The organism is Halonatronum saccharophilum DSM 13868, from assembly GCF_000517025.1.
GTDB classification, from domain to species: Bacteria; Bacillota; Halanaerobiia; order Halobacteroidales; family Halobacteroidaceae; genus Halonatronum; species Halonatronum saccharophilum.
In genome coordinates this window covers 228,244-245,751 of the sequence record NZ_KI912097.1, presented here as the reverse complement: position 1 = coordinate 245,751, position 17,508 = coordinate 228,244, and the positions used below count along the sequence as shown (strand labels likewise).

15 protein-coding genes are annotated in these 17,508 nt (G+C 33.0%); 14 read left to right on the top strand and 1 reads right to left on the bottom strand.

The window, feature by feature from the left end; genetic code table 11:
• Position 1: 1 nt before the first annotated feature.
• The 11 genes from HALSAC_RS0112425 (at position 2) to HALSAC_RS0112375 (ending at position 12,411) form a co-directional block, all read left to right on the top strand.
• Positions 2-1,093, top strand: a complete 1,092-nt coding sequence (locus tag HALSAC_RS0112425; protein ID WP_027340523.1) for a prephenate dehydrogenase — start codon at positions 2-4, stop codon at positions 1,091-1,093.
• Between the two features lie 12 nt (positions 1,094-1,105).
• Positions 1,106-2,392, top strand: coding sequence for a 3-phosphoshikimate 1-carboxyvinyltransferase (gene aroA / locus HALSAC_RS0112420; RefSeq protein ID WP_027340522.1), 1,287 nt, complete (start codon positions 1,106-1,108; stop codon positions 2,390-2,392).
• Between the two features lie 418 nt (positions 2,393-2,810).
• The gene (locus tag HALSAC_RS0112415; protein ID WP_027340521.1) at positions 2,811-3,641 is read left to right on the top strand and encodes a sigma-70 family RNA polymerase sigma factor; all 831 of its coding nucleotides are present in this window, start codon (positions 2,811-2,813) and stop codon (positions 3,639-3,641) included.
• Positions 3,642-3,831: 190 nt separating this feature from the next.
• Complete coding sequence (locus tag HALSAC_RS0112410; RefSeq protein WP_027340520.1) at positions 3,832-5,481, top strand: hypothetical protein; 1,650 nt, start codon at positions 3,832-3,834, stop codon at positions 5,479-5,481.
• Positions 5,482-5,567: 86 nt separating this feature from the next.
• The gene (gene murC, locus HALSAC_RS0112405) at positions 5,568-6,935 is read left to right on the top strand and encodes a UDP-N-acetylmuramate--L-alanine ligase (RefSeq protein WP_027340519.1); all 1,368 of its coding nucleotides are present in this window, start codon (positions 5,568-5,570) and stop codon (positions 6,933-6,935) included.
• 229 nt (positions 6,936-7,164) lie between these two features.
• Positions 7,165-7,464, top strand: a complete 300-nt coding sequence (locus tag HALSAC_RS0112400; protein WP_027340518.1) for a hypothetical protein — start codon at positions 7,165-7,167, stop codon at positions 7,462-7,464.
• A 175-nt stretch (positions 7,465-7,639) separates the two neighbouring features.
• Entirely contained in the window at positions 7,640-8,185 is a 546-nt protein-coding gene (locus HALSAC_RS0112395; protein WP_035571899.1) for a manganese efflux pump MntP, read from the top strand.
• 85 nt (positions 8,186-8,270) lie between these two features.
• Entirely contained in the window at positions 8,271-9,602 is a 1,332-nt protein-coding gene (locus HALSAC_RS0112390) for an alpha-amylase family glycosyl hydrolase (RefSeq protein ID WP_027340516.1), read from the top strand.
• A gap of 211 nt (positions 9,603-9,813) precedes the next feature.
• Complete coding sequence (locus tag HALSAC_RS0112385; protein ID WP_027340515.1) at positions 9,814-10,308, top strand: DUF4912 domain-containing protein; 495 nt, start codon at positions 9,814-9,816, stop codon at positions 10,306-10,308.
• A gap of 289 nt (positions 10,309-10,597) precedes the next feature.
• Complete coding sequence (locus HALSAC_RS0112380; protein ID WP_027340514.1) at positions 10,598-11,950, top strand: FAD-dependent oxidoreductase; 1,353 nt, start codon at positions 10,598-10,600, stop codon at positions 11,948-11,950.
• A gap of 233 nt (positions 11,951-12,183) precedes the next feature.
• Positions 12,184-12,411: a hypothetical protein gene (locus tag HALSAC_RS0112375; protein ID WP_027340513.1), complete on the top strand. Its 228-nt coding sequence runs from the start codon at positions 12,184-12,186 to the stop codon at positions 12,409-12,411.
• Positions 12,412-12,566: 155 nt separating this feature from the next.
• On the opposite strand, the gene HALSAC_RS0112370 is transcribed toward HALSAC_RS0112375, so the two are convergent.
• Positions 12,567-12,782 carry an alpha/beta-type small acid-soluble spore protein gene (locus tag HALSAC_RS0112370; RefSeq protein WP_027340512.1) on the bottom strand — a complete coding sequence of 72 codons (216 nt, stop codon included), beginning with the start codon at positions 12,780-12,782 and terminating at the stop codon, positions 12,567-12,569.
• Positions 12,783-13,079: 297 nt separating this feature from the next.
• Here HALSAC_RS0112370 and HALSAC_RS0112365 point away from each other — a divergent pair, with 297 nt between their 5' ends.
• From HALSAC_RS0112365 to HALSAC_RS0112355, 3 genes are all read left to right on the top strand, one after another.
• Complete coding sequence (locus HALSAC_RS0112365; protein WP_027340511.1) at positions 13,080-13,598, top strand: transcription repressor NadR; 519 nt, start codon at positions 13,080-13,082, stop codon at positions 13,596-13,598.
• 384 nt (positions 13,599-13,982) lie between these two features.
• Positions 13,983-15,968: a hypothetical protein gene (locus tag HALSAC_RS0112360; protein ID WP_027340510.1), complete on the top strand. Its 1,986-nt coding sequence runs from the start codon at positions 13,983-13,985 to the stop codon at positions 15,966-15,968.
• A gap of 209 nt (positions 15,969-16,177) precedes the next feature.
• Positions 16,178-17,485 (top strand): Na+/H+ antiporter family protein, encoded by a 1,308-nt coding sequence (locus tag HALSAC_RS0112355; protein WP_027340509.1) that lies wholly within the window; start codon positions 16,178-16,180, stop codon positions 17,483-17,485.
• Positions 17,486-17,508 lie beyond the last annotated feature (23 nt).

Sequence of the window (17,508 nt, the reverse complement as noted above, 5' to 3'; positions counted from 1 at the left end):
GATGATTAAAAGGGTAGCGATTGTTGGAGTTGGATTGATTGGTTCTTCCTTGGGTTTGGCCCTAAAGGAGTTAGAAGATATAAAAGAGGTAGTTGGAATAGATAAGAATGAGGAATACTTAGAGGAAGCTTTAACCATAGGTGCCATTGATAAGAAGGCAGATTTAATAGATGGTGTTAAGGAGGTTGATCTTCTTATCTTTGCTACTCCAGTTGGTGTGGTTAAACCTTTGGTAGAGATGGTTATACCTTATTTAAAAGAAGGAACAATAATCACTGATGTAGGTAGTACAAAATCTATACTTGTAGAGGAGATCGAGGAGGTAGTTGCAGATTTTCCTTACGTTGGAGGACATCCGATGACCGGCTCTGAGGTTGTTGGCCCTACCGGTGCAGACAAGTATCTCTTTGAGAATGCTATCTATGTCTTAACTGAAACTGAGAAGACGGATAAAGAGGATTTAAATAAGTTGAAATCATTATTAGAGGGGATAGGGGCTCAAGTTCTTATTCTCTCTCCTAAGCACCATGACCAGATAGTTGCTTTAACAAGCCATCTACCTCATATAGTAGCGGTTAATCTAATGAATGTAATTGCAAAGCAATCTCAAGATGATGAGTTAATCACATCATTAACAGCAGGGGGATTTAGAGATACTACTAGAATAGCTGCAGGGGATCCAACTATGTGGCGTGATATCTTTTTAGCCAACAAAGATATGGTCTTGGAATCTATAGATTATTTTCAAGAGGCTTTAGAAGAGTTTAAAAGTCTAATAGTCTTAGAAGAAGATCAAGGGTTGTTTGATAATTTAGCTCAGGCCAGGCAGGATAGATTAGAGGTTCCTATTAAGAAAAAGGGTCTTTTACCTACCAATTATGAACTTATCTTAACTTTAGAGGATAGACCAAATGCTATTGGGGAAGTGGCTTATCTTTTAGGGAGAGAAGAGATCAATATTCAGGATATAGAGGTCTTAAAGGTTAGAGAAGATGGGGGAACCCTTAGATTAAGCTTTGTTAAAGAAGAGGAGCAGATTAAGGGTTGTTCTTTATTAAAGGAAGCAGGATATAAGGTAATTAAGAAGAAGTAGGGAGGAGTTAGTATGGATTTAAAGGTAGAGCCTAAGTCTAATTTAAAGGGTGAGATTAAGGTGTCTGGAGATAAATCTATCTCCCATCGGGCAGTAATGTTGGGTGCTATAGCAGAGGGGAAGACACATATAGAAGGTTTTTTAACTGGTGAAGATTGTTTAAGTACAGCCAAAGCTTTTCAAGATTTGGGAGTTAAAATTGAAGGTGTTGGAGAAGAAAAGATGGTGGTCCATGGTAGAGGGTTGAATGGTCTAGAAGAAGCAGATAATGTTTTAGATTTTGGAAATTCTGGGACTACTACTCGATTAATGATGGGAATCTTGGCAGCTCAAGATTTCTATACAGTAGCTACAGGTGATTCCTCTTTAAGAGGGAGACCTATGGCTAGGGTTACAGAGCCGTTGGCCCAAATGGGAGGAAGTTTTGAAGGTAGGGACAATGCCAACCTACTTCCAATAACAGTTTTAGGAGGAAATAAATTAGAAGGTATTAAGTATGAATCATCGGTGGCTAGTGCTCAGGTTAAATCTGCTATTTTATTGGCTGGATTATGGGCCAACGGAGTAACTGAAGTAAGAGAACCCTCTAAGTCTAGGGATCATACTGAGAGAATGTTAGAGTACTTTGGTGCAGAGATTGAGGTTGACGGTTTAACTGTTAGAGTAAAGGGAGGCAAGCCTTTAAAAGGGAATAAGGTCGTTGTCCCTGGTGATATATCCTCGGCTGCTTTCTTAATGGTGGCAGCAATGATTACTGATGGTTCTGAGCTTTTAATTAAAAATGTCGGTTTAAATCCTAGTAGATATGGTATAATAAAAGCTTTACAGAAGATGAATGGAAATTTAGAGTTATTAAATGAGCGAGAATTAAATGGTGAGCCTGTAGCTGATCTATTAGTGAAAAGTAGTCAATTAAAAGCTACTGTAATTGATGGAGACTTAATTCCTTTGTTGATAGATGAGATTCCTGTATTAGCTATAGCAGCTACTCAAGCTCAAGGGAAGACTATTATCAAAGATGCTAAGGAGCTTAGGGTTAAAGAGACAGATAGAATAGATGCAATGGTAAAAGAGCTAAGAAGAGTTGGAGTTGAAGTTAAAGAGAGAGAAGATGGAATGGAGATTCTAGGAGGTCAGAAGATAGTTGGAGGGGTAACATGTCAAAGCTATCATGATCATAGAATTGCTATGTCTATGGCAATTGCAGCCTTGATTGCAGAGAAGCCTATAGTTATTGAGGGTGCTGAATGTATAAACATATCCTTCCCCAATTTTGCAGATTTGCTAAAGAGTTTATAATATATGTTAGAAGATCAGCCGATATCGGCTGATCTTTTTTTATATTCTTTAATCTATATTTTCTTAAAACTTCAAATGCAAAATTATCTGCGCTGACAAGACCTTAAATAAGTGATGACTAAGATCCGACTAGACCTTTATTAATTTTTTTAATCTCTTGTCCTGGCTTTGTCGGCTCTTGTCTGAACTTAGTCAGCGCATAAGCCTTTGACCTATGCTCTTCCTGGTTTCTTATTTGAGATTACTAAATACCCATTCGCAACCTAGGTTTTATATAAAGTAAAAATAAATAAACAAATATGCAGGAAAATTTTTTTTTGTTTAGAAATAATTATTTATAACTAATTATTGATATTGGTAAAGTTTCTTCCGGCTAAAGAATAAATATTATATAAAGACCTTGGGAAGGGGGAAGGTTATGTGGTATAAAATGAATGATGGAATAAATTTATATCTTAACCAATCTGCTCATGAGTTATTGTCTGCACGTGAAGAACAAGAGTTAGCTAAAAGAATTGATGAAGGAGATAATGAAGCAAAGCAATTATTGATTAAAGCTAATTTAAGGTTAGTTATAAGTATTGCTAAGAAGTATTTGGGTCAAGGGTTAGATTTTTTGGATTTGATTCAAGAAGGGAATTTGGGTTTAATACAAGCTATAAAGAAGTTTGATTATACAAAGGGGTATCGCTTTAGTACCTACGCCACTTGGTGGATAAAGCAAAAGATAAATAGAGCTTTAGCAGATAAGTCAAGGGCAATTAGAATTCCAGCTCATATCTGGGAGATGATCAATAAATATGTACAATCCTTTAATATACTGTCTGTACAGCTTGGAAGAGAGCCTACTATTGAAGAGATGGCAGAAGAATTAGATATGCTTGAAGATAAGATCATAATGATTAGAGAACTGATTCAAGAGCCTGCTTCTTTAGATAGTCCAGTAAGTGAAGAGGATGACTTTCATTTGAGTGATGTTATAGAAGATGTAAGTACCCTTACTCCTGATCAGATGGCTTATAATATGATCTTAAAAGAAGAGTTAGAAAATATATTAAATACTCTATCTCCCAGGGAGAAGAGAGTATTACAATTAAGGTTTGGATTATTAGATGGAAGAGAGAGAACATTGCGTGAGATTGGTCAAGATTATGATCTCTCTAGAGAAAGGATCAGGCAGATAGAGAAGAAGGCTTTGCAAAGGTTACGCCATCCAAATAAAAGTAAGAATTTAAAAGATTTCTTATAGAACAAAGTGGCATATGCCGCTTTGTTCTATTTTGTTATTAGGGGTGTTATATTTTTTATGGCTTTAGTCAGAACTTAGTTTGACTTTAAGTAGCTTATAGTATTTAGTTCAATATTCTAATAGAGGAATAGAGGAAAATTTATAGAATTAATAATGGTAGGAGTAATTTAATAGAAAGAGGGATGAGCAATTGAAGAGAGTTAAAATAATTTTAATTATTATCTTTATTCTTTTTATTAGGCAAGGAAGTTTAGAATCAAGAGGTATACTAGGTGATAGTTTAGATAGGTTTTGGTCGGGAATATCAGGTGATAAGGCAAAATATGAAGGGTATTTAGCAGAGATCATAGACAAAGAGGTTTATATTAACTTAGGAGAATACAACAACATATATGAAGGGGATATATTTGACTTATATAGGGAAAGAAGGATATTAAAAGACCCTGTGACCGGCCTAATCTTAGGAGATATTAAGGTGAAGATAGGAGAGGTTGAAGTAGCTGAAGTTGATAAATTTCACTCTAGTGGTAATATTAATTATAATAGTGGAAAAAGAGCTAGGGTTGGAGATAAAGTAGAGATGAGAACTGGTTCGAGGTCTATTGCTCTAGTAGCTTCTAAGGGCCAAGGAATCAACCAGAGATTATTTGAAGAGTTAATTGATAACCTTGAATATAAAATAGAGAATAATGAAATTTATTCTTTAATATCTGATTTAAAGGTTCAGAAAGTAAAGGATGAATTAGAGTTTGGAGAAAATTTAAGGCGCCATCAATTAGAGCTGCTTAGAGAAGAGTTAGAAGTAGATTTTTTCTTAAAGATTGAATTATCTGAAGGTGTCAATAACCTTTTTCTTCATGGACAATTCTTAGGTGGAAAGAGTTTAGATTTGATTGGGGAAGATATTTTAACTATATCTAAGGATGAAAAACTAGTTCAGCTTTATAATAATGATCCAGAAGAGAAGTCTTATAGTTTATTATATAAAAGTGATAAGTTAGATTATAATGGAGAATCCTTTGTTATAGCAGATTTGAATAATGATCAAAATAAAGAAATTGTATTAAATACTAGAGATTCGATAAAGATATTATCATATAGTAATGATGATATTATTGAGTTAGATTCTATAAATGAATACTCCCTTACCCCTTATGACGATTATAAATTATTAGCTATTAATGATATTGAGGGTGAAGGTGATGTAGTAATCTTTGAATTTTTAAACAACCTTTACCAGTTAAGGTGGGATGGAGAAGAGTATAGTATAGAGTTTTTAGAGGGGTTTTTTAGAAATAGGGCCAAAGCTATGATCCAGATAAACTCTAAAGATCTATTAATTACTAGAAATAATCAAAATCTATTAAGGTTTAATCAATGGCAAGGTGATAATTATTTAGAGGAATTCAATCTAAGGGTTAAGAGTAATGAAGGTTTTAGAGTTAAAGCAGGTGATTTAAAAGGAAAAGGGCAAGATAATATAGTTATTACCTCGTATGATGGTAATGAAGATTATAAAATTAAGGTTTATGATTTAGAAGGTAAATTAATCAATACTTTCCCAGGGGCCTATGCTCCAATAATAAACCTTAGTGATATAAGAAGTGGAGGAGAGAAAGAGATATTTTTGGTTGAATATGAAGAAGATAGTTCAAAGTTAGTATCATGGAAATGGGATGGAGAAGATTTTATCAAAGTGTGGGAGAGTAAAAAGTTCGAAGGGAAGATTAAAGATATAGTCGTTGCTGATATAACAGGAGATTTTAGACAAGAGTTAATATTTCTTCTTGCAGGTGAAGAAGGTAGTAACTTTTATATCTATGAGTTTAAAAATAAGTAATATTATTGGTATTTATCTATAAGGTATAATATACTAAAATAGGTGTTTAAAAATTATGTAAATAAACAGGTTGTAAGGAGGTTATTATGAAAAGGGCACATATTATAGGAATTGGAGGAATAGCTATGTCGGCTATTGCCCAATCTTTGATTAAATTAGGTTATAAGGTTACTGGATCAGATTTAAATAGGACATCATTAACAGAAGAACTTAAGGGGATGGGTATTGAGGTAAGTATAGGTCATAGTCCTGATAACATCTTTAATGATATAGATAAGGTTATCTATTCTGATGCTATTCCTAAAGATAATGTAGAGTTAGTTACAGCTAAGAGATATGAGATTGATACACTAGGCCGTTCTAAAGCTCTTGCTTGGATCACCAAAGGCAAGAAGGTCATTTCAGCTGCTGGAACTCATGGTAAGACCACTACATCTGCAATGATTGCCCATTTGTTTGAAGAGGCTAAAAAAGAGCCTAGTTTTATTATAGGTGGGATTTTGAATAATTTTAATAGTAATTTCAAGGCTAATATAGGTGATTATTTTATTTTAGAAGGTGATGAATATGGGAAGTCCTTCTTAAAATACTCTAGTGATGTTGGAGTTATAACCAATATAGAGTTTGATCATCCTGATATATATATAGATATGGAAGATATGCTTTTAACTTATAGAGAGTATGTTAATAATCTAAATGAGGCTTTAATTACTAATAAAGAAGTAATTGATCAATTGAATTTAAATCCCAAGGAGATGGATATTGAAGTTATTACAGTAGGTATAAATGATAAAGAAGCTGACTTTAATATTGTAGATATTAAAGAAGAAGAATTAACCTCTCATTTCACATTATATTATCATGGTAAGGAGGTTAGTTCTTTTAAGTTAAATGCTTTAGGTAATTATAATATTATGCATAGTGTAGAAGCTATTGCTGTTGGTAATTATTTTGGTATAGATCCTTTGGAATTTAAAGAAGCTTTAATGAATTGGAAAGGGGTAAAGAGAAGGTTTGAAATTCTAAGAGATGACTCTAAGAGGATAATAATCAGTGATTATGCCCATCATCCAAGTGAGGTTGAGGCGGTGGCTGAAATTTTAGAGAGAATTAAGACTGATAAAAAGAAGGTTATAATATTCCAACCTCATCAATACATTAGAACCAATTCTCTTTTTGATTATTATAAAGGTATTTTAGATAAGAAGATAGATGAAAAAATGATTTTAAAGATTTATAAAGTTCGTGAAAAAGTTGAAAAGAATAAGTTAGAATCTCTGGGCAGAGAGCTTAGTGAGATTATAAGTAAAGATAAGGTGTCTTATTTTGGAGATTATGAAGGGTTAAGAGAAGTTTTAAATGAGTATGAAGCAAAGAATAATGGAATCTACCTCTTTTTAGGAGCTGGAGATATAGATGACTTTGCTCGTTTATGGGCCAAAAGTTTAAGCTAGGCTATAATTATAGCCTAGCTCTTTTTATTTCTTGATTTTATCAAAAACAGGAATATTATCCTCCTTATTTATATAAATATTAATTAAGAAAAAATAAAGTGGGGCCAAGTTTTTATTTTTATCAACTTTAAAACTTAGGCTAAAAATTCAGATGCTTGATGCTAATGATCTTTACTTAGATAAAGAATAGGATTTAGTGTCGCTTAGCTGCTGGATGAAGGAGGATAATATGTTAATTACAATCATAGTATTAGTAGCTTTGATAGTAGTGGCTGTTTGGTGGGCAAAAAGAAAGCATACTACAAAGGAGAAGGTACTTCCAGTAGAGGAGAAAGAAGAGTTTGATTTAGGAGGAGATGCTGTAATTGGAGAATTAGAAGAGGATCAGTTGGATTTTGATTATGGTTGCCTTAAAGACGAGATAGAAGATGGAGTCGAAGAAGAGGTAAAGGAAGATAAGCAAGAGTTAGATTATGATTTTATGGTTGACCGAATAGAAGAAGATGATGACTTAAAAGAATTAAAATAGAATGACCTAAAAGCTAATAATTAGAGTGTAAAAGAAGTGATTTTAATTATTAAGAGATTATTCTTTTATTATCTTAGAATCTTTGCTATAATAGTCTTAAACTTAGGAAAAAATAAGATATTAATAGAATTATAAGTCGAAGGTGGATGAAGTAGATATAAAAGGAGTGTTTAAAATGGTTAATATATTAGTGATTGGTTTTGCTTTAGCTTTAGATGCTTTTGCAGTTGCAATGGGGCTGGGGTGTGGTAATAGGTTGAGATTAAAAGAGAAGTCCTTAATAATTCTCTCTTTTGGCTTCTTTCAAAGTTTATTGACTTTTTTAGGGGCAGAGTTAGGGAATTATATAAATGCTAATCTCTTTAATATTACAAATTATTTAAGTGGAATTATCATTATTATTATAGGTATTTTATTTTTAAAGGAAGGGCATTATAATGATGAAGCTTGTGTTTATAAGAAGTTTAACTTGTGGACTTACATAGTTTTAGGAATTAGTGTCAGTATTGATGCCTTTGGGGTAGGATTTTCTATTCTTTATGGAGGGAGTATGGCCTATATACTAACAAGTGCAATAATTGTAGGGGTGATAACTTCTTTTTTAACTTGGGCATCTTTCTATATAGTTAATTATGTTAAGAACTTTTCTTTAGTAGAGAAGTATGCTGCTTATCTTGGGGGAAGCATTCTCTGTTTCTTAGGTTTAGTATTAATAATTTAAACTTTAAATTATTTCTTAATTTAGCAGGATTTAATCTAGTTTTCGAGAATTAAATTAATTAAATAATAATAAGGAGGGACTATTAATGGCTAGTGATACTAAGGTTGAGTTAAGAAATCAGATTATATATTCAGTTTATGTAAGAAATCATAGTGAAGAAGGTACCTTTAAGGGAGTTGAAAAAGATTTAGATCGGATCAAAGATTTAGGAACAGATATTCTTTGGTTATTACCTATACATCCAATTGGGAAAAAGAATAAGAAAGGTGATCTAGGTTGCCCTTACTCTATTAAAGATTATAAAGGTATTAATCCAGAATATGGGGATTTAGATGACTTTAGAAGTTTAGTGGAAGCGGTTCACCAAAAGGGAATGAAGGTTATAATTGATGTGGTATATAATCATACATCTCATGATTCTAAGTTGTTAGAAGAGCACCCAGAGTGGTTTTATAGAACAAAAGATGGAGAGACAGGAAATAAGGTAGGAGATTGGTATGATATAATCGATTTAGATTATGATAACAAAGAGTTGTGGGACTATCAGATAGATGCATTGAAGTATTGGGTTAAAGAGGGGGTAGATGGATTTCGTTGTGATGTAGCTTCTTTATTACCTTTAGATTTTTGGCAGAGAGCTCGAAAGGAAGTTGCCCAGGTTAAAGAAGATGTGATCTGGCTAGCAGAGAGTGTAGAGCCTGATTTTATTAGAGCTTTAAGAAGAGAAGGTTTTATTGCTTTATCAGATTCTCAAACTTATGATGCTTTTGATGCTACATATGATTATGATGTCTTCCAATATTTTAAGAAGTATAAAGAAGGCAAGATCTCTTTAGGTCAGTATTTAGAGAAAGTAAGGAGCCAAGAGTATATCTATCCAGATAACTATGTGAAGATGAGGTATATAGAGAACCATGATCAGCCTAGAGCCACAACTTGGTTCCCATCTGAGGAGGAGTTGATTAATTGGACGGCTTTCTACTACTTCCAACAAGGTCTAACTTTAATCTATGCGGGTCAGGAAGCACAAGATGATAATACACCAAGTCTATTTGATCGTGATTTGGTGGACTGGAGCGGTGAAAGTGAAGAGTACCTACAATTACTAAAGAAATTAGGGGAGATAAAGAGGGATGAGATAGTTGCTAAGGGTTACTATGAGCTTTTAGATTTAGAGGTGGAGGGAGTTGCTGTAGCCTCTTATAGGTTGAAGAATGAGAGAAGGTATGGCATCTTTAACTTAGAAAGCAAGGTAGGACAGTTGGCCCTTCCGATAGTAGATGGAAGCTATACTAATTTAATTAATGGTGAAGAGATTGAGGTTGTAGGAGGAAAGTTGAGTTTGAATAATAGTCCTATAATTATCTCTGTAAAAGTTGAGGATGGTAAAGAAGAAATCTTCTTAGAAGAGATGTAATTATATGTTTTTTATGGCTCTGGGCTTTTATGCTTCAGAGCTTTTTATTATTAAGCAAGAAGATGTCTCTTTCTTAAGAGTAATCCTGATATTTTTCATATTTTAGATAGAAATTATGTCATAAATTAATTTCATTTAAATATACTTATCTTAGTGTTAAGAAATAACATAGTCATTTGCTTTGATAATTTTTATAAGGAGGTATTATGGTATGTTAAATATTCAACAAAAAGATGAGTTGGAGAATGCAGAGTTATATCTAGGAATTAGTGGTGATAAAAAAGAAGATCTTATAAGATTACAATTTAAAAATGAGCGATCTGCTTATTTATATTGGTATTTTGAAGATGAAAAAATTAAAGTTTTTTTATCAGAGTTCGGATGTGAAGGTGATTTGAATAATAACTTAGTATTAAGGTTAGAATACTCTGGCAGGGAGGGTGAAGCTTACAAAGTATTTAGAGAACTAGAGGTTAGTTTAGATGAGAGTAGTCTTTATTTAAATGATCTCAAAAGTGGATCAAGTTATATAGCAAAATTAGGTGCTTTTGATAACAAAGGAGTCTTTCGCCCGTACTTAGAGTCTAATGAAATTAACTTACCATCAGGAGAGAGTAGTGATCTCAGTAAAGATGGTGAAAAAATTTATATCTTGTCTAAGGGAGATAGTTTTTGTTATGACTCTTCTTATAACTTATCTGTTTAATTAATTTTAGATAAAATCCATATTTGTTTTAGTAGAGTAATCCTTGATTAATAACTATAGTTGGGTAATTAGATATAAATATTAAAAAGCATTATACTACTATAAAAGCTAAGAAGTTGCCTTAAGGCAACTTCTTAGCTTTTATAGGTAAAGAAAGAATTTAAAATTTGTTTTTTGTACATATTAAAAAGGATGTTTTATATAAAAAAACAATTAATTTAATAAAGGTGTATTAAATTAATTGTTAATTATTTTATTTATTTCTATCAATATTAAGGAGGTAAAGATAATGAAGATAGTAGTTATTGGAGGTGTAGCAGCTGGTACAAGTGCTGCTGCTAGGGCCAAAAGAGTTAATCCAGAAGCTGAGATAATCATCTTTGAAAGGGATAGTGACATATCTTATTCAGGTTGTGGCTTACCTTACTATATATCGGATATAGTAGAGGGGAGAGAAGATATAATAATCTATACCCCAAAAAGATTTGAAGATAAGAAAGGAGCCGAGGTAAGGTCAGAACATTTAGTAGAAGATATACTGTTAGATAATAAAGAGGTTGTAGTTAAAGATTTAAAGACTGATGAAGTTAAAAATATTAGATATGATAAGCTACTGATTGCTACAGGGGCAAGTGCTTTTTTGCCACCAATTAAGGGTAGTGAATTAGAAGGTATATTCCCATTGCGCAATGTTCATAATGCAGATACTATAAATAAGTTTATAAGTGATAAGAAGCCTAAAAGTGCTGCAATTGTCGGTGGGGGCTATATTGGTCTAGAGATGGCTGAGTCCTTATTAGATAGAGGGATAGAGGTAAGTGTTGTAGAGATGGCCGAACAAATATTGACCAATTTGGATGATGATATGGCTGAGATTGTTCACGATCACTTAAAGGATAAGGGTGTAGAAGTTATAGTAGGCGATGGAGCAGCAGAATTTGAGGGGGATACTATGGTAGAGAAGGTCATCACTCAATCTGGTTGCAAGTTAAAGGCTAATATGGTTATCTTAGCTATTGGTGTAAAACCTAATGTAGAGTTGGCAGAGAAAGCAGGAATAGAAATAGGTAAAACAGGTGCTATTAAGGTAAATGAAAAGATGGAAACATCAGTTGAGAATATTTATGCTGCCGGAGACTGTGTGGAGAGTAAGAGCATGATTACAGGAAATCAAGTTTGGATTCCTTTAGGGTCGACAGCTAATAAGCAAGGCCGGGTAGCTGGAAGTAATTTGGCAGGAGGAAATGATAGATTTAAAGGGATATTAGGAACAGCAATTACTAAAGTTTGTGATTTAGCTGTAGGTAGGACTGGTTTAACTCAGCGTGAAGCTGAAAATGAAGGGTATAAAGTCATAAGCTCTGTGGTTAAAGCTGGTAATCATGCAGGCTATTATCCTAACTATAAAAAGATAAATATTAAATTAACAGTTGAGAAAGATAGTGGCCAAATATTAGGAGGACAGATAATAGGAGAAGATGGAGTTGATAAGAGAATTGATGTCCTAGCTACTGCCATACATAATAAGATGAAGGCTCATGAGTTGATTGATCTAGACTTAGCTTATGCACCTCCTTTCTCAGTTCCTAAAGATGGAGTAATGGTGGCTGGAATAGTTGCTGATAAGAAAAGAAATAAATGAAATTACTAGCTGTTTGTTATTAAGTTCTAGCTACTAGTCTTTATTAGAGTAAAGTTTGAAATTTTTAGATAGTGGCCAGTAACTAATAAATAGCTACTGCCATAATAAAAAACAAATCAAATATATTAAATCTTACTTAAGTTTGTTATTCCATTAATTTCTTTTGTCTAAATTGATATAAGTTGATAGAATATTTATAGGATCAATGTAGTTTATTAGGAAGGGGAATTTAAATGAGAAGAGAGTATAATTTTATAAAGGCTTTGGGTGATCTGTATGAAAGCGATTCTATAAGAGAATCCAATAATGATTTAATAGTTATGAGGTCATCCTATTTAGAAGTTTTAGAAGGATTATCTCATAGAGAAGGTTTAGAGACAGAACAGAAAGAAGTTGGATTGATTCAAGATTTTATTTCAAACATAAGTAAAATTATAAAAAAAGAAGATAATAAAAAATAACTTCAAATTAATGATACCCCAACTACTAGTAGTTGGGGTATCATTAATTTGTTAGCCATTTAATTTAAAGGCAAAGAGGTTAGTTAAACTTATATTTGGAAAAGATTCTAGTTATCAGGTGGGGAATAATTATCTTGATCTTTAGTCTATTAAATTTAATTATTAGCCAATTGATTTTCATACTGCTCAACCATTTTTTTTACCATTTCTCCACCTACAGATCCACATTCACGAGAAGTCATATTTCCCCAGTAGCCAGACTGATAGTCATTAGAGATATTAAGACTTGAGGCAACCTCTAATTTGAATTTATCCATTGCTTCTTTAGCCATAGGGTTTACTAATCTATTACTACCAGTTCTAATACTCATTTTTTTCACCTCCTTTTATTTATTAATATTATTCCTCACAAATTAATTATTATCCCAGTAAAGATATCTTTAGAATAATCTAATTAGTTAAAACTAGATATAAAATCTTTTATTTGAATTAATTACTACAGTTTGTTTTATTTTTTTAATAATAATCAACTTTTATTCTCAAAATAAATTAGAATATGAATAATATTAATCTCTAGAAGGTATTTAATTGAGGTTATTGAATTAATAAATAATACAGAAATTTATTACTAATAAGATAAATCTATGATTTAAGGAGGTGAGTTCTTTATGTCTGCTAAAGATAGAAGGAGAAATCTTTTAGAGGAGCTATGTCAAAGTGATGGGCCAATGACTGGGTCTCAATTGGCAGATGAATTTGGGGTGAGCAGGCAAGTAATAGTACAAGATATTGCTCTATTAAGAGCAGAAGGTAAAGATATATTGGCAACATCTCAAGGATATATAACTAACAAGAAGGAAGATAATATAGTAAAAAAGACGATAGCTTGTAAACATAGTGGGGTGGAAACAAGAGAAGAGCTAGAAATAATAATAAAGTATGGAGGTAGAATAAGGGATGTAATTGTTGAACATCCTTTATATGGTGAGATTAAAGGAAACCTAATGATTCAAAAGAAGAGTGATTTAGAACTTTTTATGAAAAAATATAAGGAAGAAGAAGTCAAACCGTTATCTACCTTAACTGACGGTGTTCATCTTCATACTATTGAGGCATTAAATTTTGAGGTGATTAATTTAATTGAAATTGAACTTAAAAAGAGAGGTTATCTACTTGAAGGTAGGTAGCTTAAAAATTTTAAATATTTAGTTATATCAATAAAGTTAAACTTTAAACTTATTTATCTAAATTTAAAGTTAGTAAGGTAGTATGAAAAATATTAGAATGTTTATAGATAAATGCTAAATACAGGTATAGTTATTACCTAGCTATTAGCTGTTGCTGAAATCAAAGAATATATTAATATAAGATTATATTAAAAAACTATTTTTAGTGAATAGCTATGTGCAGTAATAAAAAGAGGTGTTACTAGGTAATTTATTTAGATAGACTAGAATATTATTTATTAGGTCACTGTGCTTACAGTGGTCTTTTATTTTTGACAAGGAATTTTCTTTAAAAAGTAGAAGTAGTTATTAGATTAAAAATAATATAAGAAAGAGGGGGAGAGAATGCTAAGAGGTAATAAGTTATATGTCTTAATAGTAAATTTTTTATTAATTATATTCTTAGTGTCTTGTAGGAGTGGGGTTGATTTGAATTTGGTCTTAAATTCTTTTAACATAAGTTCAAATGAAGTTTTGATTGGTGAGAGTGTAATTTTAGAGGTGGATATAGATGAAGGTATAAGTGAGGATTTAAATTATATATGGATGGTTGAAGCCGGGGAGATTAAGGGGGAAGATTCTAAAGTAATTTATTACCCCCCTAAAGAGGAAGGGGTTTATCAATTAACTTTATTGATCAGTGACAATAGGGGCCAAGAGTTGATTATAAAGGAAGAGGTTGTAGTAATAGATTTTGGAATGAAGATCATAGGTGAAGATAGTGTTTATCTTGGTGAAAGTTTAGAGTTAGAGGTTGTTTCTAATATAAAGGGTTTAAATTTTAGTTGGGAGGTCAAAAAGGGAGAAATTTTAGGCCAAGGAGATAAAGTTATTTATAATGCTCCTGATAAAGAAGGTGTCGATAAGATAAAGGTTGCTGGAAGAGATGAGCTGGGTAGAGAGATGGTAAGTGAAGCTGAGATTGAAGTTGAAGCTTACCCTATTATATCTGATAAGGGTTTGACTGCTCAAAGTACTATTATCGCCAAGGGCCAACGCCAAAAAGTTAATATAGAAGCTTTCAGCACTAGAGATGGAGAATTGGATTATAAATGGAAGGCTAAGCGAGGAGAGATTATAGGTCAGGGGCAAGAGATTATTTATCTAAGTCCTAAAGAAGTGGGAGAAGATATAATAAAAGTTAGTATAGTAGATGAAAGTGGATTTGAATTAGTTTACGATATGATTATTACAGTTATCGATACTTGGGAGAGAAGTTTTGGTGGTGTTATCAATGATGGCTTTGAAAGTGGAGCTGTGACTGAAGACGGTTATTTGATTGTAGGGTATACTACTTCATTTAATGAAAATAGCTCTTATCCTAAAGGTTATGCAGTAGGAGTCAATGAAAGCGGAGATAAGGTGTGGTCTTTAATAGATAGCTCAAGGGCTGATTTTAGTTATTTTAGAGGTGTTAGTAAGGAAGAAGATGGTGAATATATTCTTGTTGGTGCTAGAAGTAACCTTCGCGATGGATCTAAGGACGGATATATATTAAGGATAGATGGAATAAAAGGTGAAGAGTTGGCCCGTTATAGTTATGGGGGGCTAAATAAAGAAGAAGAATTTTATAATGTAGTAAAAAATTCTAAAGGTGATAATCTTGTAGTTGGTTATACCTATGAAGGTGGGCGATTAGCCTACTTATTAGAGAAGAGTAAGGATAAGGGTAGGCTGTTAGATATTAGAGAGTATAAATATAATCATTATGATGGAGGAAGCAATAATTACTTTACTCATCTTTTGGAGAAGGAAGAAGGGTATTTATTGGCAGGTTATACTAGCGACTTTGGAAGTCAGTTTGGGAAAGGACTATTGGTAGAGATAGATAAGAAGGGTAATTTAATTGAAAGTTTAAGCTATGATAGAGATAATTTAGACCTTAGGATTGAAAGGGTTCTTCCTAGTACTGAGGGAGGATATCTATTAGTAGGAGCTTTAGGCTCTCCTGATACCTTTAATTATCAGGGATATGTTATCAAAGTTGACCAGCAGGGAAGAGAGCTCTTCTCTAAAAGTTATGGGTTTGAAGATAATGATAGCGGATTTAGAAGTGGAGTTTCTACTGTAGATGGAGGATATCTTTTGTTAGGTTATACAGGCGATAATCGATATAAAGAGTATAGTGGATATTTGTTGAAGATAGATTCTAATGGAAAGCTAGAGTGGGAGAGGAATTATAATGGTAGAGGGATTAGTGAGTTTATGGATATTATTCCAAGTAAAGATGGGGGATATTTATTGATAGGATATACTGCTATCTCTTCTAATGGTAGCAGAGATGCTTATCTGCTAAAGGTCGATCCTTTAGGTAAGTATTTTGTTAATTAAATAAGTAGTATAGGTGGTCAGCCTTTGTTATTAAATTTGAGTTTTTTGCCGGCTATCTAGAACTTGTTGTAAAAACACAATTCTTTCTTGACTTCAAGAAAGAATTGTGATATTCTATTAATGCTTTAGTGAGTTAAAGCATTAAAACAATAATTTGATCAAGAAGATTTGAGTCAAAGCTTAATTAAAAGTGAAAGGGGTTTTTATAGATGAATCCAGTACTTATATCAGTATTAGTAATGATTGGTCTTAGTTTAGCAAAGTTGAATGTGATCTTAGCTTTATTAGTGGCTGCACTTGTTGGTGGTATCTCTGGTGGTTTAGGAATTACAGAGACAATGGATATTTTAATTGGTGGTATGGGAGGTAATGCTGAGACTGCTTTAAGCTATATCTTGTTAGGAGCTTTGGCTGTAGCAGTTGAGAGAATAGGTTTGGTAAAGATATTAAGTGATTTTTTAGTTAAATTTGTTAAGGGGAGAAAATCATTGTTTGTTATAGTGATTGCTGCTTTTGCTTCCTTATCACAGAATTTAGTTCCAGTTCATATTGCATTTATTCCTATTTTAATTCCGCCTTTATTAGGGCTGTTTAACAAGTTAAATATTGATAGGAGAGCAGTTGCTACTGCTTTGACCTTTGGGTTAAAGGCTCCTTATGTTGCTCTTCCAGTCGGTTATGGACTTATATTCCATGGGATTATCCGCGATGAGATGGGGGCCAACGGTATGGAGGTCTCCTTAGGACAGATTGCCAGTGTTATGTGGACTTTAGGTTTGGCAATGGTGGTAGGATTAGTAATTGCTGTATTCTTTACTTATAGAGAAAAAAGAGAATATGATATAAATGAAAGTGATTTAGCAGGAGTGGAGGTTGCTGCAACAAGTGAAGAAACTTCTTTTACCTTACAGCAGCTATTTTCTTTAATCGCTTTGGTTTCTGCCTTGGGGATACAATGGGCTTATGGATCATTACCTTTAGGAGCCTTGGTTGGATTAACGATTATGGTATTAAGTGGTGCTATTAAATGGAAAGAGATTTCCCAGTTTATTAATTCCGGTATTGGAATGATGGGCTTTATTGCCTTTGTTATGTTGGTAGCTGCTGGATATGGTAGCGTTATTAGAGAGACTGGCGGGGTAGATGGTATAGTAAATGCAGTTCAAGGTTTAATTGGCGGTAGTCAGCTTATTGGAGCATTCTTGATGTTACTTGTTGGATTGGTAGTTACGATGGGGATTGGGACTTCCTTTGGAACTATTCCTATCCTTGCAGCTATCTATGTGCCCTTGGCCCAGGCATTATCCTTTAGCCCTTTAGCGACTATCGTTTTAATCGGTGCTGCAGGAGCTTTAGGAGATGCAGGATCACCGGCTTCTGATAGTACTTTGGGCGTAACTGTTGGATTAAATGTAGATGGACAGCATGATCACATCTGGGATACCTGTGTACCAACTTTCTTACACTTTAATATTCCATTGATTATAATGGCGACTTTAGTTGCTTTAATTGTATAATTGAGTTTCTTAGGAGCAGAGAA